Raw genomic sequence first — 24,128 nt, forward strand, 5'->3', positions numbered from 1 at the left:
TCATAACTGCTGAAGTGAATCATCCGTATATTCAGATTCTGGCTATGCAGCAGGGCGATCGCCCACTCTAGGAAAACAGCAGACAAAAATCGGACAAGCTGCTCACCTGCCCGATTCCAGCCGCAAGGGTAACTAGATTATTCGTCCTCAGCAAACACAAATCGATACAGTTCGCTAGCGTCAGGTTCAGGGCTTTGCAGCGCAAACTCCACGCCCTCATCGACCGTCGATTGAATTTTGCGCTCGATTGCCTTGAGTTCTTCTTGATTTACCAAGTTTTCCTCAATTAAATAAGCCGCAAACTTCTTAATGGGGTCACGAGCCAGCCAAGCTTCTTTTTCATCCTTAGTACGAAGTTCGTCTGGATCAGCCAAAGAGTGGCCTCGGAAGCGATAGGTCAGGGCTTCAATGAGGGTCGGGCCTTCGCCAGCCCGTGCCCGTGCCACAGCTTCTTGAGCGACAGCCCGTACTGCCATCACATCCATGCCATCCACTTCTACACCAGGCATGCCAAAGACGCTGGCTTTCTTGTAAATTTCTGGTTGAGAAGTGGCTCGCTCATGGGCCATCCCAATTGCCCACTTGTTGTTCTCGACCACAAACAAGATAGGTAACTTCCACAAAGCTGCCATGTTGAGGCACTCGAAGAATTGGCCATTGTTAGTGGTGCCGTCTCCAAAGAAGCAAGCGGCGACTTGGTCTGCCGTCTCATCTCCTAAGACTTCCCGACGGTACTTGCTCTGAAAAGCGGCTCCTAAAGCAATCGGAATTCCTTCACCAATAAAGGCAAACCCACCCAGCAGATTGTGCTCAGCTGAGAAGAGGTGCATCGAACCACCCCGCCCTTTGCTGCAACCTGTAGCTTTACCAAATAGCTCTGCCATCACTTCTCGGGCTGGAACCCCAGCGCTGAGGGCATGCACGTGATCACGGTAAGTGCTGCAAACATAGTCTTCGCCGGGTCGCATCGATTGAATCACCCCTGTCGATACGGCCTCTTGGCCGTTGTAGAGGTGAACAAATCCGAACATTTTGCCCCGATAGTACATCTCCGCACACTTATCTTCGAAGAAGCGCCCCAAGATCATGTCTTCGTAGAGCCTTAAACCTTCTTCTTTGGTAATTTGTGCCGAAGCAGCTTGAAATACTGGTAAAGTCCGTTCCTGAACCATTGATTTGTAGTACCCTCGCAGCAATACCCAAGCTAAATTTTATCGAGATAGTTTGACTTTCCTGCGGAAAGCCAGCTTCTTGTACTTGCCAGATTTTCCCAGTCTACTTAAAACGAAGGCATAGCGCTCTCAGTGTTTTGGCAATACCGGGCGAAGCTGCACACTGAAACATCTGATGTGCTGAAGTGCTGACGTTTTGCCACTAGCACCTGAATCAAAATAGCGTCCTCATGACCCAAAAATCAAATTTTGTCACCTTAACCGCAGCAGGCTGCATAACAGCGAAGTTTGCTAGCCAAGGTTTTACTGCTTAGAGTTTCAACGTTTAACTTGTTAAAACTTATATAAAAGTTATATTCCTTGGTACAAATTTTTCATTATCTTGGTACACTCGCCCAGTAAGGGTCACGGGTTATGATTGTGGCACTATCTTGACAACCTCTTGGGTTTTCACAGATTAATATTTAGTTGCTTGCCGCTGGGGAAGTGAACCGTGCGAATTCCGCTCGATTACTACCGAATTTTGGGCCTACCTATCCAGGCCACTGCTGAACAGTTGCAACAGGCTCATCGCGATCGCGCCTTGCAACTTCCTCGGCGTGAATACTCTGAGGCAGCGATCGCTGCCCGAAAGCAGCTGCTTGACGAAGCATATGCTGTTCTATCCGACCCTGATCAGCGTCAGGCCTATGACGCTAATTTTCTCGCTAAAACCTACGAGCTTGAGCCCGATCGCCCTGGCACCTCGTCAACTACAACACCTGCAGAATCCACAGATACCAGTAGTGACCCGTACACCCCTAGTGTTGACATCCACGATGACCAACTTGTGGGTGCCTTGCTCATCTTGCTAGAGCTTGGTGAGTACGAATTAGTGCTGAAACTAGGGCGTACCTATCTGGGTAACAACAGCAGTCTTAAGAATGGACGCTTTGGCGAGCCAGATATTGTTTTTGCCGACATTATCCTCACCGTCGCTTTAGCTTGCTTAGAGCTAGGACGAGAGCAATGGCAACAAGGACAATACGAAAACGCTGCAGAGTCCTTAGAAGCAGGGCAGGAATTGTTATTACGCGAAGGATTATTTGCTACCGTTCGGGGTGAAGTTCAGACGGACTTATACAAGTTGCGACCTTACCGAGTGTTAGAGCTGCTAGCGCTACCTGAGGAAAGCACGACCGAACGACGGCAAGGACTGCGTTTGCTGCGAGAAATGCTGCAAGAGCGGGGTGGGATTGATGGCACTAGCACCGATCAATCTGGTCTTAACGTTGACGACTTTCTCCGCTTTATTCAGCAGCTACGGGGCTACTTAAGCGCCGCAGAGCAGCAAACCTTGTTTGAGGAGGAAGCACGTCGTCCTTCGGCTGTGGCTACCTATTTAGCGGTCTACGCTTTACTCGCCCAAGGATTTGCTCAATGCGAGCCTGCCCTAATCCGACGAGCAAAGCTGATGCTAGTGCGGCTGGGTAGCCGTCAAGATGTGCATCTAGAGCAAGCGGTTTGTGCGCTCCTTCTAGGTCAAACTGAAGAAGCGAGTCGAGCTTTAGAGCTAAGCCACGACTACGAGCCTTTAGCCTTTATTCGAGAGAATTCGCAGGGATCACCAGATCTGTTGCCAGGTCTCTGTCTCTACAGCGAGCGCTGGCTGCAAGAAGAAGTCTTTCCTCACTTCCGTGACCTAGCTCAGCAGCAAGTTTCTTTGAAAGATTACTTTGCTAACGAACAAGTTCAGGCTTATTTAGAAGAGTTACCCAACGAATCTCCTAACAGCAATGGTTGGGCAGGCTCCTCCAAAGTTGAGACCAATGGACAATCTAGCTCTACGCGAAACGCGGGTCAGTTTAGCAATGGGCGCGAAGTCGGCAGCTACTCACAACCACCTGACACCGCTACCCGCCTACAGCAAAGCGTGGAGTCGGAACCTAGAGTTGCCCCTGCGACTCGGGCAGTCACCACCACAGTTTCTCAATTAGGGCAAGTGGGTGCAGAGCACATAACCCCAGTGCCCTCGAATTCAGCTCCAGTAACTCCGCCCTCTAGCCAGCGTCCTGCCTCGGGAATCGTTACCAGAGACGGCAATGCTCATAATTCATTGCGCCCTGCGGCACTGGATCATTCAGGGCCACCACCTAGAGAGCGATCGCGGGGTCAGGTTGCCAATGGCCTCCGAGTTCCCGATCCGGAAGACTTACCGCCTCGGCGGGGAGGAGAGGCCACCTCAACATCTGCAAAAAAATCCAAGCCGATTTTGCTGTTTGTACTTGGCTTACTAGGACTCGCAGCCCTAGGGTATCTAACGACCAAAGCCTTTGGCTGGGCCACAGGTGCTCTCCAAGACTCACGGGGACCCAAGTTAGAAGCAAATCAACCCATGATCTCGCTCGATCGCCCACTGATTGCCGTACCTGACCCTGAAGATACGGCCCAGGCTGCCGCAGGTCCCTTGACTAAAGAAGCAGCTCAGACAGTGGTACAAACTTGGTTATCTGCTAAGGCTGCGGCTCTCGGTCCCAATCACGCCACTACTCAGTTAAATCAAATTTTGGCTGATGGTGCTCTGGCACAATGGCAACAGCAAGCTGAAGACGACAAGGGTAGCAATTCCCACCGGGAGTATCAGCACGCGATTAGATCAATTGATGCGGTCGAAATGAGCGATGTTGACCCCAATCAAGCCAGGATTGATGCGGAAGTGAGTGAAGCTGCTGCCTTCTACGTCAATGGGCAACTCGATCGCAGCTTGTCCTATACCAGTGAAAGCATTCGAGTGCGCTATAACCTAGTGCGCCGCGATGGTAGGTGGCTGATCCGGGAAATGGATGTGCAGTAGCAGCATTAGATCTAATCCACAGCTAGATCTAATGCTGCGGTTCCATTCAGACCAAGATGGCAATGAGAATTTGTTTCTAAAAACTTTCACTGCCATTTTGCCCGCTGATTAGTAAGTAGATATACCTTTACTTGAGGTTATCGCTAACCGCTTGGGGGACCAATGATAAGATCAGCCTGGGTTCCCAAAAACAACTGCAACAAAATGGCAACTATGTTATCGCTAGAAGCGGCTAGGGCACAACCTAAATTGAAACTGGGACGAGTCTTAATTGTCGAAGATGAAGAGCTGATTCGCGAAACGATTGCTCTAGCGCTAACAGAAGAAGGATATGAAGTTTTAGTCGCTGAAGATGGACGCAGTGTGGCAGAGCTGACCCTAAAATCTGAAGCAGGCAGTGAAAAGGAAGCTGCCCAACTCGATCTGGTCATCCTTGACCTCATGCTGCCCTACATCAACGGGCTGGATCTGTGCCGATTGATTCGCCATGAGGGCAATAGTGTTCCAATTTTAATGCTGAGTGCGAAAGGCAGCGAAACCGATCGCGTAGTGGGACTAGAAGTGGGTGCAGACGATTATTTGACTAAACCTTTTGGCATGCGAGAACTCATTGCTCGCTGTCGTGCCCTACTCCGTCGGCATCGGCATACACAACCAACCATTCCAGAACCGATTCTAAAGTTTCAAGAGATCACCCTTTATCCCCAAGAATGTCGGGTTATGGTGAGGGGTGAAGAGATTAATCTTTCGCCCAAAGAGTTTCGGATTTTAGAGCTATTCATGAGTCATCCTCGGCGAGTTTGGTCCCGCGAGCAGCTAATTGAGCGGGTTTGGGGACCAGATTTTATGGGAGACAGCAAGACGGTTGATGTACATATTCGTTGGCTACGGGAAAAACTAGAGCTTGATCCGAGCCACCCTGAGTATTTACTAACGGTACGCGGATTCGGTTATCGGTTTGGCTAAAACAGGTTCGTTTGCAAACTTCGATGGCCCCTAGGTATGTCAATTTTTGGTAGAAACGCTACGCAAAGACATGATTGCCCTCTGCGATCGCCATTACCGTTACTGTGGAATTCCTAGGGTTTCTCCTCGGACTCGCCCTTGGTCTAGCTCTGCTGGGGTGGTATCGGCTGCGACTGAATCAGCGATTGGCGATATTAGCGCGAGATTTACAGTCAGAAATCTGGGGTTCACCCGCTTCTCTGACTTCGCGGCTCACGCTCGCAATCGCCTACCAAAAACAACTCAGCCAGCAGCTAGAACAAGAAGTTGAAACCTGGAAACAGGTACTTTTTAGTGCCCCTGTGGGTTACTTACAAGTAGACGAAGACAACCAATTAACTTGGTGTAACGCCCAAGCGCGCCAGATTTTAGGGATTCAGCAATGGGAATCTAGCAAACCCCGTCTGTTGCTGGAACTGGTGCGCTCCTATGAACTCGATCAACTGATCGAGCAAACTCGTGATGCCCAGCAACCTTGTGATAGCGAGTGGGTATTTCATCTGAGTAGCCCTGATCCCGTTAGTATTTCCCGCCAATCCACCTGCCCGCTGCGAGGCTATGGCTTGCCCTTGTTAGGAGGTCAGGTAGGCGTTTTTCTAGAGAATCGCCAAGAAGCCGCAACCCTCGCTCAGCAGCGCGATCGCTGGATTTCGGATGTGGCGCATGAACTCAAAACTCCTTTAACCTCAATTCGTTTGGTAGCCGAAACCTTACAAACCCGCCTAGAGCCACCGTTACGCAATTGGATCGATCGGCTGCTAAACGAAGCAATTCGACTGAGTAATTTGGTCCAAGACCTTCTGGACCTGAAACAAATTGAGCGTGGGGCCCCTTACTGCCTGAACTTAGGCCAGCTCAACCTGGCAGAGCTAATTCAGTCAGCTTGGCTTAGCCTCGAACCCCTAGCTCGTAAAAAACACGTGCAACTTTCGTACCACGGACCTGAAGTAGTCCTCATTCAGGCGGATGGTCCCCGGCTTTTCCGGGTATTGCTCAATTTGTTGGATAACAGTATCAGATATAGCCCTTCCCAAGAGGCAATCAGGGTTCAGATCAGGGTTCAGGAGGTAGCTCTCAAGGCTACAGAATCAGTTGAATCCCAGGTTTGCTTGGAGGTGATTGATTCGGGACCTGGTTTTCCAGAAAGTGCTCTACCCTACGTGTTTGACAGGTTTTATCAAGTTGATCCCTCGCGATCGCGCCAGTCTGGAACTAGCCCGTCTTTAAAAGTGCAAACCCCCGTCACCCGCATCAAGGTGCCAATGCCCGAAAAATCTAATGGGCTTGGCTCTCCCACACCAACGATGCATCCGGGAAACCCACTAGAGGTAACAATTAGTCAGGCTACAACTGCCTCCCCGCGAAGAGAGCTACACAATTTTGGCCCTCCAGAGGCAGAGGTTCAACGGAGTGGTAGCAGTGGACTAGGACTCGCTATTGTCCGGCAGATTGTGGAAGCGCATCAAGGCTCTGTAAGTGCTAACAATCATCCAGAAACGGGAGGTGCATGGTTACAGGTTTTTCTGCCTTGTCAGCAATCTCACCCATTTATAAAAAGCTGAGACTCGTTTCTCTAGCCCATCTTCCTGTAATATTTGTACATATCTGATGACCACGTAGTCTACAGAGCAGTCCCCTATGGAAGAACGGCTGCATAAAATCTTGGCCCAATGGGGCATCGCTTCTCGCCGCCATGCGGAGAAGATGATTCTTGATGGGCGAGTTCGCTTAAATGGTACTGTAGCGCAACTAGGCCAGAAAGCGGATACACAACGCGATCGCATTGAAGTGGATGGAGTCATCATCCAACCCACCCAGCGACCTCAGCATCTGTACCTCCTGCTCAACAAACCCGTAGGGGTCGTTTCTACCTGTGATGATCCTTGGCAGCGGTCTACAGTTCTGGATTTACTGCCTGAAGCCCTGCAACAAGGTCAAGGTCTGCATCCTGTCGGTCGTCTAGATTTTGACTCCACTGGAGCTTTATTGTTAACTAATGACGGTGAATTAACGTTTTTGCTAACGCACCCTCGTCATCAAATTCCTAAAACTTATAATGTTTGGGTGCAAGGTCGTCCTTCGGAGGCAGTTTTGCAGCAATGGCGTCGGGGGGTCATGCTATCGAACCGAAAAACTTCACCGGCACAAGTCCGTGTACTAGATCGGCAAATGGGGAAAACTCTCTTGGAGATTGTGCTGCATGAAGGTAGAAATCGCCAAATTCGACGAGTTGCAGAACAGCTAGGGCATCCAGTTTTAGAGTTGCACCGGGTCGCGATCGGCCCCATTCAACTCGAACAACTTCCTCCTGGCCAATACCGAACCCTGACAGATTATGAAATTAACTTTTTACAGACGGAAACTATTAGCCCCAAACAAGGCACTGGTCCCTAAGACCAGTGAGTATACAAAAATACTAGACAAATTTATAAATAGTGCGGCAGACGTCAAGGAGCATAGCGTATGAAGAAGTCAACCCTACAACTAGAGCAAGAACGAGTCAACAAACTTCAGGAAATGGGGTCCTACTTACGCCAGCTTCGCCAAGACCAAGGAATGTCTTTAGAAGAAGTTGCAGCGAAGACCAAAATCCAAATGCGCCTTCTAAATGCTATTGAGGCAGGTGATCTAGAGCAGTTGCCTGAACCAGTTTATATTCAAGGTTTTATTAAACAGTTTGCCGATGCCTTAGGGATTAACGGGGCAGCATTTGCTAGTTCATTTCCCACGACTCCCATCTTGCGACCAATTCAACAGCCTTGGCGCAACCTACCTGCCGCTCAATTACGGCCCGTCCACTTGTATGTGGTCTATGTCTGCTTGATTGTGTTTGCAGTCAATAGCTTGTCCTATTTGATGAACCGTTCTGGTACATCAACAATTTCCAACATAGAGGCATATCAACCACCTGGCACTCAAACAGGACAGGCGGCTAACCCAGTGGTAGCCAATCAAGCTTTTGGGCCTTTTAGCCCCGTTAAAGCGCCTGCTCAGGGCAAGATAAAACCTGCGACTTCAGGTTTAGCAGGTCTCTTGACCATGCCTCAAAACGCCAATGATTCTGGTAAGCCAGTCCGAGTCAGCGTCACTTTCAAGGCTCAATCTTGGATTCGAGTGGTCACTGATGGTAAGACCGAATTTGAGGGAGTTTTACCAGAAGGAACTCAACGCACTTGGATGGCTGATGAACAGTTGACCCTACGGGCTGGTAACGCCGGGGGTGTGCTTGTAGGACTTAACGATCAGCAGGCGAAGCAGCTGGGCGACCCAGGCTCGGTAGAGGAGGTCACTTTTGAAGCGAATACGAATGCGGCCCAACTCTCACCCGGAGCACCGGGAGCGGAGCCAAACAACTTGACTCCTACAGTCCTCCCGGTACCATCCGATCGCGTGGCAATCCGTTAATCGATCCATCCTTAAGCCTAGCTATCCAAGCTTGAACCCAAAGCCGTTCAGCCTGGATTAGGTTTGAGTTTGGGGAGCGCGACCGAATAACTCCGTCATTGTTCTGAGGCGATCGCGGACTTCTGGAGTCAAAGCATCTGCCTGGTATCGCCAGGTCCAGTTGCCTGCGTTATCGCTGGGGTCATTCATGCGCCCTTGATTATCTAAGCCCAACACGTCTTGCAACTGGATGATCGCCTGATTGGAAACCGAGGCAAGAGCTAGACGGATAAAGTCCCAGTTGACCCCCGCTTCGCTTAAACAACCCAAATACTGAGTCACAGCGTCGCGATCGCTAGAGGAAAGGCGATTGAACCAGCCCACAATCGTTTCATTGTCGTGGGTGCCTGGATAAACTACGCTATTGGCTAAGTATTTGAAGGGTAAAAAGTTTTTGTCCCCCATGTCGCCAAAGGCGAATTGCAGAATTTTCATGCTGGGGAAACCAAAGCGATCGCGCAAGGCATCCACTTCTGGCGTGATCACACCCAAATCTTCCGCGAGTACGGGCAGTTGGCCAAATTGCTGCTTCAGAGCTTCGAATAGAGCTTCTCCGGGTGCTTCAATCCACTCTCCGTTCATGGCAGTGGTTTCACCCTGCTTTACCGCCCAATAAGCCTGGAAGCCTCGGAAGTGGTCAACCCGAACCATATCCACGTAGTCGAACAGGGCTTGGAACCGCTGCACCCACCACTTGAAGCCAGTTTGTTGCAGCCGCTCCCAGTTGTAAACGGGATTGCCCCAAAGCTGCCCAGTTTCACTGAAGTAATCGGGTGGAACCCCCGCCATCAACGCAGGCTCTCCCGTTTCAGGGTCAAGGCAAAAGTTTTCCGGATTGGCCCAGACATCGGCGCTATCCTGAGACACGTAAATAGAAATATCGCCAATCACTTTGATTCCCCGCAAGTTGGCGTATTTTCTCAGCGCTGACCATTGCTGAAAAAACTCAAATTGCAGGAATTTGTGCAACCAAATCTCTGCTTGGAGTTTGTCTTGCCACTGGGCGATCGCGTCTGCTTGGCGTTTGGCGATCGCGGGTTCCCAAGTGGGCCAACTGGTATCCTGGAACGCATCTTTCAGCGCCATGAATAAGGCGTAATCGTCCAGCCAGTATGCGGTCCCTTTGCAAAATCCTTCAAATTCTTTTTGCTGTACGGCTGAAGCCTTGGCTTGAAAGTTCTGCCAAGCTTTTTGCAGCAAGGGTATTTTGATTTGACGCACTTTGGCAAAGTCAACTGCCATTGGCAACTCTGGCAAATCGGCTAAATCTGTTTCTGCTAGTAACCCTTTGTCGCGTAACACTTCAAGGCTAATTATCAGATGATTGCCCGCCATCGAAGAGTAAGACGACAGATAGGGAGAATTCCAGGGCTCACCTGTCGGCCCTAGCGGTAAAATCTGCCAAAGTTGTTGGGCACTGTCGGCTAAGAAATCAATGAAGCGATAGGCTTCTAAGCCTAAGTCACCAATACCAAATCGGCTAGGAAATGAGGTGGGATGCAGTAAGATGCCGCTGGCTCTAGGAAAGGGCATAGATAACCTGAAAAATAAACAGCAAGCGTCCTGAATGTAGCATCCGGTAATTTTGGCTTCATCGATCCTGGGTTTTGCTCTTTATGCAGTCATATATGTCTAAAGTTGGATCACCGTTTAGCCTCAGCAATGTTCAGGGAATCGCCCCTTCCGACAGCAGAAAAGCGATCGCACTTTACTGAGCAGGATTCACCTTACCAATGGTCTGTAGCGTGCCGTCATCCTTTACCGTCCAGACATCGTAGCTGCTAACCACATCGCCATTCTCGTCAATATCTACATTGCCGCTAGCGCCTTGGTAGTCAATCTTCTCGCCCTTTTGCAGGCGGGCTAAACCATCACACACATCAGTCACAGGAGTTCCAGTTGGCCCAGCTACTTCTCGGAGTTGGTTCTTAATGCCTTCACCCGTATTGCTGTCTGCTGCCTCTGCTGCTAGTACTAAGAGCGCTGCCGCATCCCAGGCATGGGGGACAAAAGCACTCAAGGGTTTAGCTTGTTTCTGCTGCCAGAGCTTCGTGAAAGCAGCCAAAGCTTTACCATCCGCACTCGGGATCGTTCCGATCGCCCCTGCCAGAATAAATTTGCCATCCTTGGTTTTGCCCACCTGTTCAGCAAAGTCTTCTGAATAACCGCCATCGGTCAGCATAATCTGTACCCCTTGGCTCAGACCTTGTTGATAAGCGGCTTTGAGAAACAAGCTGCCTGTCTCACCATAGATAAATGCAGCAACGGCATCGGGTTTGTTAGCAAAGGCAAGAGCAGCTTCCGATTCAAAGGTCGTGGCTTTGGGGTCATAGCGGGCAGGCTTTCCCTCACCTGCTACCGTGCCTCCGCGCTGCTTAAAGGCTTGAGTAAACTCTCTCTCCAGCCCTACACCGTAATCATCATTGATCACAATCGTTGAAACTTGCTGATAGTTCCGCTGCTGAGCCAATTTAGCTAAAGCTTGGGCCTGGTAAGTGTCCGGCGGGGCAGTCCGCGCCCAAAATCCCTGAAAGTCACCTTTTTTGGCGCGTTCCGTAAACGTAGGACTGGTGCTAGCCGGAGAAATCAACATCACCTTGTTGCGTACCGCCACATCTACCGCTGCGCTCGAAACGCTACTGGGAAAGGAACCCACCACACCCGCAACTCGATCCACCTCCACCAACTTCGCCATCGCTTCAGCCCCAGCCGCAGGCTCAGTCTGGTCATCTTCCGACACCAAACTTACAGGTGCTTGATTCACCCCACCACATTGGTTAACGGTCTGCACTAACAAAGAAACAGCATCCAACAGCGGCGGCCCTACCGCCGACAAGTCACCTGTGGCAGGCAGCAAGGCACCTAACTTCAGCCCTTTGGCATTATCAGTAGCGGTTGTAGCAGGAGACTGGTTTGCTCCACCGGAATTGCTGATGCTTTGGCAAGACGCGATCGCCAAACCAACGACACCAGCAGTGATAACCACAGCCGTTGCCGAGCTACACCTCAACTGTTTCAGCAGAGCAAATCTGTTCATCACGGTGCCGTACCAGATAGATCAAGAAAAGCTGGCAAGATAAAAATGGGTGTTCATGCCAGAGGGCGATCGCGTCTAACTCTACACCTTATCCCCTTGGCGACCGTAGATGTAAACCATCTCTTTGAGACGGTTGCTGTAGTCTTGGGTCATTGCCTCGGCTCGGAATCGCCAAGCCCAGTTATTTTCTGATGTACCAGGCGCATTCATCCGGGCATCAGAACCCAAGCTAAACACGTCCTGAATTGGAATAATGGCTTGATTGGCCACAGAACTCATAGCTAGACGGATGAGATCCCAAACAATGCCATAAGGCCCAGTGCAGGCAAGGTATTGGTGCAGGCGATCGCGTTCGTAATCTGGTGCTTGCTGATACCAGCCCAACGTCGTGTTGTTGTCGTGGGTACCTGTGTAGATCACACTGTTCGCGTCCACATTAAAAGGTAGATAAGAATTTTTGGCATCACTACCAAAAGCAAAATGTAAAATTTTCATGCCAGGGAAACCAAAATGATCGCGCAGATCGAGCACAGCTTGATCAATATCCCCTAAATCCTCAGCAATAATTGGCAGACTACCAAGTTGTTGACGAATCACTTCAAACAATTTATAACCAGGAGCCTTAACCCATTGGCCATTGATTGCCGTCTCTTCACCCGCAGGAACCGACCAGTAAGCTTCTAATCCTCGGAAGTGATCGATGCGAATCATATCTACATGGGCCAGGATTTCCCGGACTCGCTCCACCCACCAAGTAAAGTTGGTGGACTCCAGGTAACTCCAGTTGTAAAGCGGATTGCCCCAAAGCTGCCCTGTCTCAGAGAAATAATCGGGTGGCACACCCGCAACTTCTAGAGGCTGACCTGTTTCGGAATTGAGTTGAAACACTTCTGGATTAGCCCAAACATCGGAACTGTTGTGGGCGACATAAATGGGAATATCACCAATAATGCGGATGTTTTGAGCATTACTGTAGGTCTTTAGTTCTCTCCACTGCCGAAAGAACTCGAACTGTAAGAATTTTTGAAAGAAGATCTGATCCGCTAACTTATCTCGCCACAGATCCAGCGCTTCTGGCTTGCGTAGCCGCAGTTCCTCAGGCCATTCCACCCAGCTACCACCTTCCTGATCCTCTAGCAGCGCCATGAATAAGCTGTAGTCTTCTAGCCAAGTCGCTTTGCCCCGACAGAAACCTTCAAATTCTGTCCGTTGAATTGGGCTAGCTTTCTGCTTGAAGTTCTCACAGGCTTGCCGTAGTAAAGGCATTTTCCAAGCAATTACCTGCTCGAAATCAATCTTGTCGATCGCAAAGCCAGGAGCATCGCGGAGGTCATCTTCACTCAAAAAGCCATTGTCTCTCAGAATGTCAGGGCTAATCAGCAGCGGATTCCCTGCCATCGTCGAAAAACTCATGTACGGAGAGTTGCCGTAGCCTGTGGGGCCTAGAGGCAATATCTGCCACAGGCGCTGTTCGCTGCGAGCCAGAAAATCGATAAACTGGTACGCTTCCAGCCCTAGATCACCAATGCCATAACGACCGGGTAGACTCGTTGGATGTAGCAGGATACCACTGGCACGGGGAAAGGGCATAGAAATTTGCCTCCAAAAAATACTCTGTCAGTGTAGCCACCCCTCAGCTTAGCGGAATCTTCCCTTGGTAGAATTACTTCTGCCTCCCTTTCAGGAGTTGAAACCTTTGACCTACCGTAATCCAATCCCCACCGTTGACATCATTATTGAGCTGAGCGATCGCCCTCATCGCCCCATTGTGCTGATTGAGCGGTTGAATGAGCCTTACGGTTGGGCAATTCCAGGCGGCTTTGTGGACTATGGGGAGCCTGTAGAGGTGGCAGCCCGTCGGGAAGCCCAGGAGGAAACAGGTTTAGTGGTTGAGTTGATTGAGCAATTTCAGGTTTATTCCGACCCTAGTCGTGACCCGCGTAAACATACGATGAGTGTGGTGTTTGTTGCGGTGGCGAAGGGGGAGCCGCAGGCGGGAGATGACGCGAAGGGAATTGCGCTATTTGAGCCTTGGCGGGTACCTGAGAATCTTTGTTTCGATCACGATCGAATTTTGCGGGATTATTGGCGGTATCGGCATTATGGGCTGCGACCTCGCTTGGTCTAGGTTTTTGTGAGGCGTTTGGGTTTTGACTAAAATCCGAACCCTTGAGGGCACCTGCCCTCAAACTCCCGCTGAGGGACGGCTGCGTCCCCCAGACCCCCTCCAGACGAAGTTGAGTGTGGGTATTTCGAGATTGAGGTGAGTTTTATGTGCTTTTCTTTTCTGGCTTCTGACTCCCGACTCCTGACCTTTGACTCCTGGCTCCTTCCTCCTTTCCCCTCACTCCTCTCTCCTCACTTCATGAGAAAATGCCTTGGTTTCATAGTGATGGTTGAAGGGATATGACGCGCAAGGTAATTCGGACAGAGCAGGCTCCCGCTCCGGTGGGGCCATACAATCAGGCGATCGCGGCGAGTGGGCAGTTGGTGTTTGTAGCAGGACAGATCGCACTTGATCCCCAAACAGGAGCGATCGTGGGTGAGGGTGATGTGGTGCGGCAGACGGAGCAGGTAATGGCCAATCTGGAAGCCATCCTCAAGGAAGCAGGAGCCACTTTTGCGGATGTGGTCAGAACTACAGTATTTCTAGCTGACATGAACGACTTTGCAGCAGTCAACGGCATCTACGCCCGCCACTTCGACGAAGCCACCGCCCCAGCCCGCGCCTGCGTCCAGGTTGCCCGCCTCCCCAAAGATGTCCAAGTCGAAATCGACTGCATCGCCGTAATCTAACCAAACCTAAACAAAACCCTCCTCAGGAGAGCCCCACTTGGCCAACCAAAGCACTTTTGGAGGGGGCCTGGGGGACGCAACCGTCCCTCAGCGGGAGTTTGAGGGCAGGTGCCCTCAAGGCTCGGATTTCACAAACTCCAACTAAGACAACTCAATCAAGTAGATGCGATCGCCTAGCGACCGTGCAAATGCTGCACCAACTCCATATCCATAAAAGTCGTCCAGCCCACCTCACCAGAAAGCACCGTAAACGGCATACCCGGATCACCCAGATGATCCAAAACCACTACAGCTCCTGGAAAATCTTGGTCTTTGGTGTAATCATTAATCGTCACAATCGTCTTGAGATCCGCTTTGTCAGCTGAAATCAAGCCATTATGTGAATCCTCAAACGCGATGCAATCCTGAGGTGCAATCTGCATTTGCTCCAAAGCATAGAAATAAATGTCAGGAGCAGGTTTCTTCGCTGGCACAATATCACCCGCCGCAATCACATCAAACCAGGCAATGCTTTCATGCCCCAAAGTACTCTCTAAAAGAGCTGTGACATTGGCAGGAGTGGTCGTAGTCGCGATCGCCAGACGAAACCCTTGGGCACGCGCTTCATCCAACAACCGCTTCACCCCAGGTCGCAGCGGAATGCTGCCTTCGCTGAGTAGTTGCGTATAGTGCTTGGTTTTAGCCTTGTGTAACCCTGCGATAAACTCGTCCAAATTATTAGGACGCTGAAAGTCTGAACGATATTTGTCGAGGTAGAACTTCATTCGCTCTTTGCCGCCTGTAACGGCTAACAGTTCTCCGTATAGCTCGACAGTCCAATCCCAATCCAACCCAGCTTCCGCAAAAGCGCGATTAAAAGCGACTCGATGACCATCCCGCTCGGTATCGGCCAAGGTGCCATCGACATCAAAAATTAGTGCTTGCAGTTTGGTCATAATCAGCCGTCAACCAACGATGAGAGAATTTCCAAAGGCGAGTTCAACCCTTTGGCACTTTATCTCAATTAGGGTCAAAGGTTAAGCAGGCAAAATCTCTCAGCTTTGCGATAACCGCTGTACCGTTGCACCACCCAAAATTTGATGGGCTTCAGCTAAGAGTGCTGGAATTTTGTCAGCATGAGGGCTGTTCGCCAAGCATTGCCGTAAATCTAGCTCTGTCGCTTTCTCAGCTCTGGCACCGGGAAACCAGTGATCCGCCTGACCCAGCAAGTTGTAGCGCATCTTGCCGTAATCCACCATGTCATAAGCGATCGCTAGATTTCGCAACCAGAGAATGGTGTGAATGTTCATGCCTCCTGGGGTTGCCTCAGGTTTAGGCAAGCCAACATGCCAAGTTTTCCACCACTCTTCACCTAGAGCCGCGATCGCTGCTTGTTCTAGACGAGCTAAAATCGGAGGCAAAATTTCATCAGCGCGATCGAGTAGGTCTAAGGTTTTCAGATGTTCGTCAAAGTCACTGGGGCGAGATGCACCAATACTCAGCGTGTGTACCTGGGGGTGACTCAGACAGAACAGATCGTTAAAGACCATCGGGCCGAGAGGCGCACACAAGTCCACCAACTTTTGAGGGGGTTTGTAGAGGTCACCACCTTTATTGGTAGGGCTGATGATAAACACGCCCATATCGTGCTTCCCAGCAGCCTCGATCGCAGGCCAATTGTTTTGGTTGATGTAGTACCAATGCAAGTTCACATAGTCGAACTGGTCCGTGGCGATCGCTTGCAAAATCACTTCTAAAGGTGCGTGCGTGGAAAAGCCAATAAACCGCACTCGGCCTTGCGATCGCAACTTTTGCGCAACTTCTAAACAACCACCTGGATGCAGACAATCCTCCAGCAGTTCAGCATTATTCACGCCATGCAACGACAACAGCTCCACATGATCGAGTTGCAGGTAAGCCATTGATTGCTCAAAGGTTTGCAAAAACCCTTGCGGATCTGCGGTCGGAATGATTTTGGTTTGCACAATTAGCTGGTCGCGTGGCAGTTTCGGTAATACCGCTCCCAACTGCATTTCGGAGCTACCATATCCCCGCGCCGTTTCGATGTGGTTGATCCCTAGTTCTACAGCCCGTCGAACCGTTGCCTCTAAATTCTGTTGGTTATCAGCAGGAACTGTATCTTTGGGGACATCTTGCCACTTGTATTGGTAGCGCATTCCTCCACAAGAAAACACAGGCATGGATAATTCTGTCCGCCCAAACCGCCGATACTGCATCTTTAATCCCTGCGTCTCTACCACGGTAGGGGCGAACGGTCGTTCGCCCACATTGCCAGGTTAATTCCACAATTATGCTTCGCGCACAATCGGCTGCCCATCTTTGACTTCACCGACCAACACGAGATCGGTTAGGCCGACAAACAAACCATTTTCCAAAACGCCGGGAATGTTGTTGATCGTCTTTTCCATCTCAGCGGGGTTGTCGATGCTGTCAAACTTTACATCTAGCACCATGTTGCCCTGATCAGTGATCACGGGGCCAGCTTTCTTGACACCCATCCGCAGTTCTGGCTTGCCCCCCAACTTCTCGATCGCCCGTGCCACTGGTGTAATTGCCATCGGGATCACTTCAACAGGCAGCTTAAAAGTAGTACCTAAGCGATCAACTAGCTTAGAGCTATCCACCACCACAATAAATTCTTTGGCTAAGGCATCCACAATTTTTTCGCGAGTATGAGCTGCACCGCCACCCTTGATCAAATTGTGCTGCGGGTCAACTTCATCGGCTCCGTCGATCGCGATGTCGATATACTCAATTTCATCTAGCGTCACTAAGGGGATGCCATACTGCTTCGCCAGTACCGAGGATTGGAAGGAAGTCGGCACGCCTTTGATGTCCTTGAGTTCTCCAGATTGCAGGCGATCGCCCAAATACTGAATCATCAATGCTGCGGTTGACCCGGAGCCTAACCCCACAATAGAACCGGAGTGCACACGAGCGGCTGCGGCCTTGGCAACTTCTTGCTTCATCAACTGAATGGGGTCTACTGACGCGGTCATTCCCAAAGCTCCTTGCATATCAATGGATTAATCTGCACGGTCTATAGCATGACCTAAAGTGAACTCCGTGCCTAGTCTGCTGAGTCAATTCACGTTTTTTGATCCCTGGCAAAAGTCAGGGCAGGACTCAATCGAGACATGAGTAAAAGTTGCCCTGGATTAAGCTTCTGGAGCAACAACTGTCGGCACCGATGCGATCGCCTCCGTCACCCGAGCAAATTCAGAGGCCAATGTAGAGGTTTGCTCCAAGGATTGCGGATTTGAGAGTAAGTGAAAATATTTCACGGGTAGCTCAATCGCAAATTCGGCTCCTTGCCCTGGCTCAGAGTGGCACCGGAGTTGGCCCTGATGCTGATTGACCACAATTTGATAGCTGACGGTTAAGCCGAGTCCTGTTCCTTGACCGATTTTTTTGGTAGTGAAGAAGGGATCAAAAATTTTGGATCGAAGTGCGTCAGGAATCCCAGGGCCGTTATCCGCGATCGCAATCCGGGCAAAGTTTTCCTTTCCTGACACACCCAAGACCAGTTCTGTCCGAATCGTAATGGTTTTGCTCTGGGTGTCCCCACCACTGAGCGCTTCGATCGCATTGGTGATCAAATTTAGAAAAACCTGATTGAGTTGTCGCGGATAGCACTCTAGCGACGGCAGAGCGCCATAATCGCGAATCACTTGGATTTCATTTAACTGATTTTGCAAGATCGCTAAAGTACTCTCTAAACCATCATGCAAATTCACAGTTTTGCGACCCGACTCATCCAGGCGGGCGAAGTTGCGCAGCGACAGCACAATTTCCCGAATCCGCGAGGAACCCACCTTCATCGACTTCAGGATACGGAACAAATCTTTGAGCAGAAAGCCAAGTTCTACCTCATCAATCAAAGTTTGGACTTCTGCCACTGGTTGCGGATAGTGGACTTGATAGGCAACCAAAAGGCGGTTGAGCTCCTCGATATAGCGCTCAATATAAGGAATATTGCCGTAGATAAAACTAACGGGGTTGTTAATTTCATGCGCGACCCCTGCCACCATTTGCCCCAAGCTGGACATTTTCTCACTCTGAATCAACTGAGCCTGAGTGAGTTGCAGTTCTTGTAACGTTTTTGCTAAATGTTGAGCCTGAGCTGCACTCTCTAAGGCTTGCTGCTGAGTTTGAGCATACAAATTTGCCTGCTGAATGGAGATTGCTAATTGGTCAGCAACTGCCTGAGCGAGTTGCTGGTCGTTGTCCGACCAATAGCGTGTATGAGAACACTGGTTTAAGTACAAAATGGCGTGCAGAATCCCATTGGTTTGCACTGGCACCACTAAGGATGATTGAATCTGGGCTTGTTTATATTCCTCGTTGTAGGGACCGACTCGCTCATCTTGAGCCACATCCATCATCACCACAGGTTGGCAATGCTGAATCACCCACTGAGTAATGGGGCCATGCGTGTCAAAGTCGTTAATGGAAGGGGAGAAGGATTCTCGGCAAATTTCGTATAAGTGTTTGCGCCGAAAAGCAGTGCCAGGGATGGATTCTTGGACAAGTTGTGGTAGTACATTCAGTGGCTCTACTTCACCATGTTCCACTAAATGTACTAAACAGCGATCGGCCTCTAGCGCTTTTAGTAGCTGCGCGATCGCCTGCGTCAAAATGGTTTCCAGGTCAAAGCTTTGCCGAGTTTGGCTGGTAATCTGATTTACCAGTTGCTCACGTTGGGCCTGCCGTTGTGTCTGCTCATAAAGCCGAGCTTGGCGAATTGCAATTTCTAACTGCTGTGCCAACGACGCCATAAACTCCACCTCGGCTGTTTTCCAGCGGCGAGGTTGGTCTGACAAGCAAACTAAATAACCGATGGAATCAGCTCGATCCAGAACCGGAACTAACAAGTTGGCTCGTGCTTCCAGCACCTGAAAATTGAGCCCACTTTTAGAGCGTTGCCATTTCGCTAGCCACTGCCTGAGCCATCGACTAGTAGCAGAAGCATGAGCATCGCCACAACTCACAATCAACTGACCTTGGGCGATCGCCTCAGCCGCATCTCCAAAAGCGGCCAATGGTGTATAGCCTAGCTGGGAGCCGCGATCGCTGCCTAGGCGTTCACAGACAACCTGCACTCGGCAAGTGTCACTGAAATACCAAAAAAAAGCACAGTAATCCAGATTCAGTAACGTGCCAACCTCATCCACCGCTGTTTGAAGTACAACGTTCAACTCCAAAGAATTACGGATGCGGTCAACAATCTTGCGCAATAGAGCGCTTTGCTGATGATACTGGCTCAGAGCTAGCCGACCAGAAAAGTTGGTAAAGGGAAACACACGGTGTAACAGGGGAAAGAGCATAAGGCACTAGAGAGTCTACCATTGGACCGATAGATGCTTCTAGATTCAAACTGCAAATACTGACACTGAAATCCCTATGAAGATGACGCTTTTGAGCGAAAACTTCAGTAGTTTATTTGACATTTATCGAGCCATCAATCAGCTAGTGCCAAAGCTTACGTTCTACTGAAACACACGGACGAGGAAACAACTCAACAACAAACAATACTTTTCAACCTTATTTTCTGTTTAGTAAGTTCTCTGCCGCCAGCCAAGACTGACACATCCCTAAACAGTATCGTTGCTTCCTTTGGTAGTTGATTTGTATCTACTTAATCTCACACCACCATACTTTTCGTGAAATGAAGAGCAGATCACTCGCAATGTCTACATCAGCTAAAGGTTTTGCCAGTTCGCTCAGAAACAGGCTTTTTGCCCTCTTGGGTTGGAAGCCATTAATTATGCTACAAATAACTCAGTACCTAAAGAAACTGGGAAACTACTAGCTTTATGGTTGGTAGGTGCTTAGATCATCCCGGCAATCTCGGTAGACGAATTGCTAAGGTTAGGTACTACAGCCTGAACTAACCTACTTTATGTAGAGCTTTGAGGAGCAATCCTTAGGCAATCAGCAACCTAGAAATCCTGTTGTTTTACAGCAGGAAGGTCCAGCGAGCCCAGTGCTGTATTCAACTAGCAACTTGTTATCCTTGCCATAGATAGTGAAAGAGGAGTGTATGAATAAGAAAGTAATTAGCCTCGCCTTAGTACTCAGCTTGGCCGCTGCTTTGGGAGCTTGCGGTGGTGGTGATACCACTACTAGCCCTTCCCCTGGTGAATCCCCTGCGGGTTCCCCAACCACCTCTCCTACTACATCTCCCTAGGCTTTTTTCCCATACTTGACAAGCCCTATCCCTCAGTCAGTGTACAAAACTGCCTGAATAGTGGATTTAGCCTCAAAGTATGAAACAGCCAAGAGATTGCTCCTCACAACCTATTGCAGTCCAAGTCAAGCTTTTAGCGTCCTACTGCTCTAAGACCGATCGCTATATGAACTGGATCTAGGTTGAAGGTGGCCGTCCTCTAACAACCCTGTAATTAATTTGGTGGCTTACAAGAGCCCAGTAGTCGAGTTTGGCAACCATTCCAAGCTTTAGCAAACTGGCTCTTGTGAGCTTATTGTTATTTAACGGTGGCTAAAATTTGTGGTGGGCACTAAGTAACTTGAACCAAGGCCTCAGCGATCGCCAAGTTGACTGCTAACCCAACCTTATTAATTTTTTAAGAGATTTTATTCCTTGAAAAATGCTTTACCTAGTTAGGAATCGCTGCTTTGTAGCTTAGGATGACAGAAAAAGGCTGTCTGCATGAACCATAAAAGGCAAATATTCCTTATGGGCTTGAAGCTCAGCGCTACTTCTATCTTAGGTTCGATTGTCTGCTTGTTTGCTTTAGCTACTGAATTTGCTTATGCATTACCCCCTGCGGAGGATACCCCTGAAGAAATTCTAAGGACGGAAATTATTACTGAAGCGCGATCGCCCGTAGATGGAAAGTCCCTGACTCCAGCACAGTACGCTGAGTTACAAGCCCAACTAGAAGCAGGACCGCCTATTGATCCCAAGTTGTCTCCTCAGGTCAGACGAACCATCACCTTACTACGCTTACGCCAGTTTATTCGAACCTTTTTTCCCTTCTTATTGCGCTGACTAGCTAGGTCTTTTCCCTCTAAGAGCGCCAATTGAGATCGCGATCGCACACCCACCTTCGTAGTTTTCAGCTTTAGCAGCAAACCTAGTTTTTCCTAACATCTCTGACAAAATTTGCCTGCCTAACCCGAGAAATAGCCAGAACTCATCCAGTAAACCCTACCTGACCACCGCAAACATGTCTGGATTTAGGCAGATGATTTGAGACTTTAGCTATGATTTGCTACGGTTTACTACAGTTCATTACCTGATTTTTACATTTGGGTTTTATACACCTTGACAGCTATCAGTTACACACCCCCATCCCATTCAACTTTCGAAGTGGGCGTACGCTGTTGATGCTAATTCTTTCAAAGGTTTTCAGTGCCTTCAGTTTCTCTCAACTAAAACAAGAGCCTCTGGATTTCAGAGCACACGCGTATTACAAAACCTTTTTCCCGATTTGGAACGCATTCAATAATCTCGTTTAGGTAGGTAGTTTCATGTCAATGACCGTCGCCCCTGAGCAAATTGAGCGGATTGTTTGGAATCAGCACCATGACCCCTTTGAAGTTTTAGGCCCTCATGCTGTACAAAGGGATGGCCAAACTGTTTGGGTCGTGCGAGCTTATCTGCCCAATGCAGACGCAGCCTGGGTGATTTTGCCAGAAGAACGGGCAGAGCATGCGATGCAACCCATTCATCATCCTCATTTCTTTGAATGCACCATTGATACTCCAGAGTTAGCTAATTATCAATTACGCATTCAAGAGGGGGATCATGAGCGTGTCATCTACGACCCCTATGCCTTTCGTTCTCCTTACCTCACAGACTTCGATCTACATTTGTTTGCTGAAGGTAACCACCATCGCCTTTACGAGAAATTAGGGGCACATCTGACAGAAGTCGAAGGGGTCAAAGGCGTTTATTTCGCAGTTTGGGCACCCAACGCTCGTAACGTTTCTGTTCTAGGTGACTTTAACCACTGGGATGGCCGTAAGCATCAAATGCGTAAAGGTCCTTCCGGGATTTGGGAACTATTCATTCCAGCCTTAACAGAGGGCGATCGCTATAAATACGAAATTAAAAACCAAGCGGGACATATTTACGAAAAATCTGATCCCTTTGGCTTTCAACAAGAAATTCGGCCTAAAACAGCCTCCATTGTCGCCAACCTAGACAATTACACCTGGAATGATCAAGATTGGATGGAGCAGCGTCGCCACACAGAACCGCTCACCCAACCCATCTCGGTCTACGAAGTCCATCTGGGTTCCTGGCTGCATGGTTCCTCCGCTGAACCTGCTCGCTTACCCAATGGCGAAGCGGAGCCTGTCGTTCTCGTTTCCGACCTCAAGCCTGGAGCCCGTTTTCTCACCTACCGGGAATTGGCCGATCGCCTCATTCCTTACGTCAAAGAGTTAGGCTTTACTCACATCGAGCTTCTACCGATCGCCGAGCACCCCTTCGATGGGTCCTGGGGATATCAAGTCATTGGCTACTACGCCTGTACTTCTCGGTACGGCACCCCTCAAGACTTAATGTATTTCATCGACCAATGCCACCAAAACGGCATTGGGGTCATTGTGGATTGGGTACCTGGTCACTTTCCCAAAGATGGTCATGGTCTGGCCAACTTTGATGGCACTTATCTCTATGAACATGCCGACCCCCGAAAAGGTGAGCACAAAGAATGGGGCACCTTAGTTTTCAACTACGGTCGGCATGAAGTCCGGAATTATCTAGTAGCCAATGCTCTATTTTGGTTCGACAAATATCACATTGACGGTATTCGAGTAGACGCAGTCGCCTCCATGCTCTACCTCGACTACTGTCGTAATCCAGGAGAATGGCTACCCAACCAATATGGTGGCCGAGAAAACATTGAAGCCGCTGATTTCTTACGGCAAACTAATCACACCATTTTTAGTTATTTTCCTGGTGTGCTCTCCATCGCTGAAGAGTCTACCTCTTGGCCAATGGTGTCATGGCCTACTTATGTCGGTGGTTTAGGCTTCAACCTCAAGTGGAACATGGGGTGGATGCATGACATGTTGGACTACTTCAACATGGACCCTTGGTTTCGCCAGTTCCACCAGAACAATCTCACCTTCAGCATCATGTATGCCTTCAGCGAGAACTTTATGCTAGCGCTATCTCACGATGAGATCGTGCATGGCAAGAGTAGCATGATTGGCAAGATGCCAGGAGACGAGTGGCAAAAATTTGCGAATCTGCGATGTCTCTATGCCTACATGTTCACGCATCCCGGCAAGAAGACTCTATTTATGAGTATGGAGTTTGGCCAATGGAGTGAGTGGAATGTTTGGGCTGACTTGGACTGGCACCTTTTACAACACGACTCGCACCAAAAACTCAAGCAATTCCTAGGTGACCTCAATCACTTATATCGAGCTGAACCTGCACTTTATACTCAAGACTTCTCGAATGATGGGTTTGAGTGGATTGATTGTAGCGACAATCGTCACAGTGTAGTTTCCTTCATTCGTAAAGGCAAAGACTCTGATGATTTCGTAGTTACTATCTGCAACTTTACACCGCAGCCGCATGCCCACTACCGCATTGGGGTTCCTGAAGCAGGATTCTATACAGAGTTATTTAATAGTGATGCCCGCAAGTACGGCGGCAGCAACATGGGTAATCTAGGCGGAAAATGGACAGAAGAATGGTCTTATCACAATCGCCCCTACTCAATGGATCTATGCCTGCCACCTTTAGGCGTCGTTATTTTGAAGCTCAATCGCCAGAAAACAGAAGGAGCTGTTCGCTCTAGAGAACAATTTTAACTAATCTCTGACTGTGCAAAACTAAATTCATAACGCTTGT

18 protein-coding genes are annotated in these 24,128 nt (G+C 49.4%); 10 read left to right on the forward strand and 8 right to left on the reverse strand.

Annotated elements, in window-relative coordinates; translation table 11 throughout:
- Nucleotides 1–137: 137 nt before the first annotated feature.
- Nucleotides 138–1,172 (reverse strand): pyruvate dehydrogenase (acetyl-transferring) E1 component subunit alpha, encoded by a 1,035-nt coding sequence (pdhA, locus tag H6F90_RS08515; protein ID WP_190551955.1) that lies wholly within the window; start codon nucleotides 1,170–1,172, stop codon nucleotides 138–140.
- 493 nt (nucleotides 1,173–1,665) lie between these two features.
- Here pdhA and H6F90_RS31455 point away from each other — a divergent pair, with 493 nt between their 5' ends.
- From H6F90_RS31455 to H6F90_RS08540, 5 genes are all read left to right on the forward strand, one after another.
- Nucleotides 1,666–4,005, forward strand: a complete 2,340-nt coding sequence (locus H6F90_RS31455) for an IMS domain-containing protein (protein WP_190551957.1) — start codon at nucleotides 1,666–1,668, stop codon at nucleotides 4,003–4,005.
- Nucleotides 4,006–4,209: 204 nt separating this feature from the next.
- Complete coding sequence (locus tag H6F90_RS08525; RefSeq protein WP_370527533.1) at nucleotides 4,210–4,971, forward strand: winged helix-turn-helix domain-containing protein; 762 nt, start codon at nucleotides 4,210–4,212, stop codon at nucleotides 4,969–4,971.
- 74 nt (nucleotides 4,972–5,045) lie between these two features.
- Complete coding sequence (locus H6F90_RS08530) at nucleotides 5,046–6,572, forward strand: cell wall metabolism sensor histidine kinase WalK (protein ID WP_199295797.1); 1,527 nt, start codon at nucleotides 5,046–5,048, stop codon at nucleotides 6,570–6,572.
- A 76-nt stretch (nucleotides 6,573–6,648) separates the two neighbouring features.
- Nucleotides 6,649–7,404: a pseudouridine synthase gene (locus tag H6F90_RS08535; RefSeq protein ID WP_190551959.1), complete on the forward strand. Its 756-nt coding sequence runs from the start codon at nucleotides 6,649–6,651 to the stop codon at nucleotides 7,402–7,404.
- Between the two features lie 69 nt (nucleotides 7,405–7,473).
- Entirely contained in the window at nucleotides 7,474–8,415 is a 942-nt protein-coding gene (locus tag H6F90_RS08540) for a helix-turn-helix domain-containing protein (protein ID WP_190551961.1), read from the forward strand.
- Between the two features lie 57 nt (nucleotides 8,416–8,472).
- On the opposite strand, the gene malQ (H6F90_RS08545) is transcribed toward H6F90_RS08540, so the two are convergent.
- From malQ (H6F90_RS08545) to malQ (H6F90_RS08555), 3 genes are all read right to left on the reverse strand, one after another.
- The gene (malQ, locus tag H6F90_RS08545; RefSeq protein ID WP_190551963.1) at nucleotides 8,473–9,987 is read right to left on the reverse strand and encodes a 4-alpha-glucanotransferase; all 1,515 of its coding nucleotides are present in this window, start codon (nucleotides 9,985–9,987) and stop codon (nucleotides 8,473–8,475) included.
- Between the two features lie 175 nt (nucleotides 9,988–10,162).
- Nucleotides 10,163–11,491, reverse strand: coding sequence for an ABC transporter substrate-binding protein (locus H6F90_RS08550; RefSeq protein WP_190551965.1), 1,329 nt, complete (start codon nucleotides 11,489–11,491; stop codon nucleotides 10,163–10,165).
- An 81-nt stretch (nucleotides 11,492–11,572) separates the two neighbouring features.
- Nucleotides 11,573–13,081, reverse strand: coding sequence for a 4-alpha-glucanotransferase (gene malQ / locus H6F90_RS08555; RefSeq protein WP_190551967.1), 1,509 nt, complete (start codon nucleotides 13,079–13,081; stop codon nucleotides 11,573–11,575).
- Between the two features lie 64 nt (nucleotides 13,082–13,145).
- On the opposite strand from malQ (H6F90_RS08555), the gene H6F90_RS08560 reads away from it, so the two are divergent.
- Nucleotides 13,146–13,619 carry an NUDIX domain-containing protein gene (locus tag H6F90_RS08560; protein ID WP_370587977.1) on the forward strand — a complete coding sequence of 158 codons (474 nt, stop codon included), beginning with the start codon at nucleotides 13,146–13,148 and terminating at the stop codon, nucleotides 13,617–13,619.
- A gap of 278 nt (nucleotides 13,620–13,897) precedes the next feature.
- Nucleotides 13,898–14,287: a RidA family protein gene (locus H6F90_RS08565; protein WP_190551969.1), complete on the forward strand. Its 390-nt coding sequence runs from the start codon at nucleotides 13,898–13,900 to the stop codon at nucleotides 14,285–14,287.
- Between the two features lie 173 nt (nucleotides 14,288–14,460).
- Here the strand turns inward: H6F90_RS08565 and H6F90_RS08570 are convergent, their stop codons facing one another.
- The 4 genes from H6F90_RS08570 to H6F90_RS08585 form a co-directional block, all read right to left on the reverse strand.
- Complete coding sequence (locus H6F90_RS08570) at nucleotides 14,461–15,222, reverse strand: HAD family hydrolase (protein ID WP_190551971.1); 762 nt, start codon at nucleotides 15,220–15,222, stop codon at nucleotides 14,461–14,463.
- Between the two features lie 99 nt (nucleotides 15,223–15,321).
- Nucleotides 15,322–16,554, reverse strand: a complete 1,233-nt coding sequence (locus H6F90_RS08575) for an aldo/keto reductase (protein ID WP_370587978.1) — start codon at nucleotides 16,552–16,554, stop codon at nucleotides 15,322–15,324.
- A gap of 21 nt (nucleotides 16,555–16,575) precedes the next feature.
- Complete coding sequence (gene rpiA / locus H6F90_RS08580) at nucleotides 16,576–17,286, reverse strand: ribose-5-phosphate isomerase RpiA (RefSeq protein ID WP_190438955.1); 711 nt, start codon at nucleotides 17,284–17,286, stop codon at nucleotides 16,576–16,578.
- A 159-nt stretch (nucleotides 17,287–17,445) separates the two neighbouring features.
- Nucleotides 17,446–19,614 (reverse strand): GAF domain-containing protein, encoded by a 2,169-nt coding sequence (locus H6F90_RS08585; RefSeq protein ID WP_190551973.1) that lies wholly within the window; start codon nucleotides 19,612–19,614, stop codon nucleotides 17,446–17,448.
- A gap of 716 nt (nucleotides 19,615–20,330) precedes the next feature.
- Between H6F90_RS08585 and H6F90_RS08590 the strand changes: the two genes are divergently transcribed.
- The 3 genes from H6F90_RS08590 (at nucleotide 20,331) to glgB (ending at nucleotide 24,088) form a co-directional block, all read left to right on the forward strand.
- Nucleotides 20,331–20,477 (forward strand): hypothetical protein, encoded by a 147-nt coding sequence (locus tag H6F90_RS08590; protein WP_190438965.1) that lies wholly within the window; start codon nucleotides 20,331–20,333, stop codon nucleotides 20,475–20,477.
- A 510-nt stretch (nucleotides 20,478–20,987) separates the two neighbouring features.
- Nucleotides 20,988–21,302: a hypothetical protein gene (locus H6F90_RS08595; RefSeq protein WP_190551975.1), complete on the forward strand. Its 315-nt coding sequence runs from the start codon at nucleotides 20,988–20,990 to the stop codon at nucleotides 21,300–21,302.
- A gap of 482 nt (nucleotides 21,303–21,784) precedes the next feature.
- Nucleotides 21,785–24,088, forward strand: coding sequence for a 1,4-alpha-glucan branching protein GlgB (glgB, locus tag H6F90_RS08600; RefSeq protein WP_190551977.1), 2,304 nt, complete (start codon nucleotides 21,785–21,787; stop codon nucleotides 24,086–24,088).
- The last annotated feature ends 40 nt before the right edge of the window (nucleotides 24,089–24,128 follow it).

Source organism: Trichocoleus sp. FACHB-591 (assembly GCF_014695845.1).
Classification (GTDB): Bacteria; Cyanobacteriota; Cyanobacteriia; order FACHB-46; family FACHB-46; genus Trichocoleus.

What these genes read in the sequence shown, in the direction of transcription:
- pdhA (WP_190551955.1), bottom strand. Translation starts at nt 1,172, where the DNA reads ATGGTTCAGGAACGGACTTTACCAGTATTTCAAGCTGCTTCGGCACAA.
- H6F90_RS08525 (WP_370527533.1), top strand. Translation starts at nt 4,210, where the DNA reads ATGGCAACTATGTTATCGCTAGAAGCGGCTAGGGCACAACCTAAATTG.
- H6F90_RS08535 (WP_190551959.1), top strand. Translation starts at nt 6,649, where the DNA reads ATGGAAGAACGGCTGCATAAAATCTTGGCCCAATGGGGCATCGCTTCT.
- H6F90_RS08540 (WP_190551961.1), top strand. Translation starts at nt 7,474, where the DNA reads ATGAAGAAGTCAACCCTACAACTAGAGCAAGAACGAGTCAACAAACTT.
- malQ (WP_190551963.1), bottom strand. Translation starts at nt 9,987, where the DNA reads ATGCCCTTTCCTAGAGCCAGCGGCATCTTACTGCATCCCACCTCATTT.
- H6F90_RS08550 (WP_190551965.1), bottom strand. Translation starts at nt 11,491, where the DNA reads ATGAACAGATTTGCTCTGCTGAAACAGTTGAGGTGTAGCTCGGCAACG.
- malQ (WP_190551967.1), bottom strand. Translation starts at nt 13,081, where the DNA reads ATGCCCTTTCCCCGTGCCAGTGGTATCCTGCTACATCCAACGAGTCTA.
- H6F90_RS08565 (WP_190551969.1), top strand. Translation starts at nt 13,898, where the DNA reads ATGACGCGCAAGGTAATTCGGACAGAGCAGGCTCCCGCTCCGGTGGGG.
- H6F90_RS08570 (WP_190551971.1), bottom strand. Translation starts at nt 15,222, where the DNA reads ATGACCAAACTGCAAGCACTAATTTTTGATGTCGATGGCACCTTGGCC.
- rpiA (WP_190438955.1), bottom strand. Translation starts at nt 17,286, where the DNA reads ATGACCGCGTCAGTAGACCCCATTCAGTTGATGAAGCAAGAAGTTGCC.
- H6F90_RS08585 (WP_190551973.1), bottom strand. Translation starts at nt 19,614, where the DNA reads ATGCTCTTTCCCCTGTTACACCGTGTGTTTCCCTTTACCAACTTTTCT.
- H6F90_RS08590 (WP_190438965.1), top strand. Translation starts at nt 20,331, where the DNA reads ATGAATAAGAAAGTAATTAGCCTCGCCTTAGTACTCAGCTTGGCCGCT.
- H6F90_RS08595 (WP_190551975.1), top strand. Translation starts at nt 20,988, where the DNA reads ATGGGCTTGAAGCTCAGCGCTACTTCTATCTTAGGTTCGATTGTCTGC.
- glgB (WP_190551977.1), top strand. Translation starts at nt 21,785, where the DNA reads ATGTCAATGACCGTCGCCCCTGAGCAAATTGAGCGGATTGTTTGGAAT.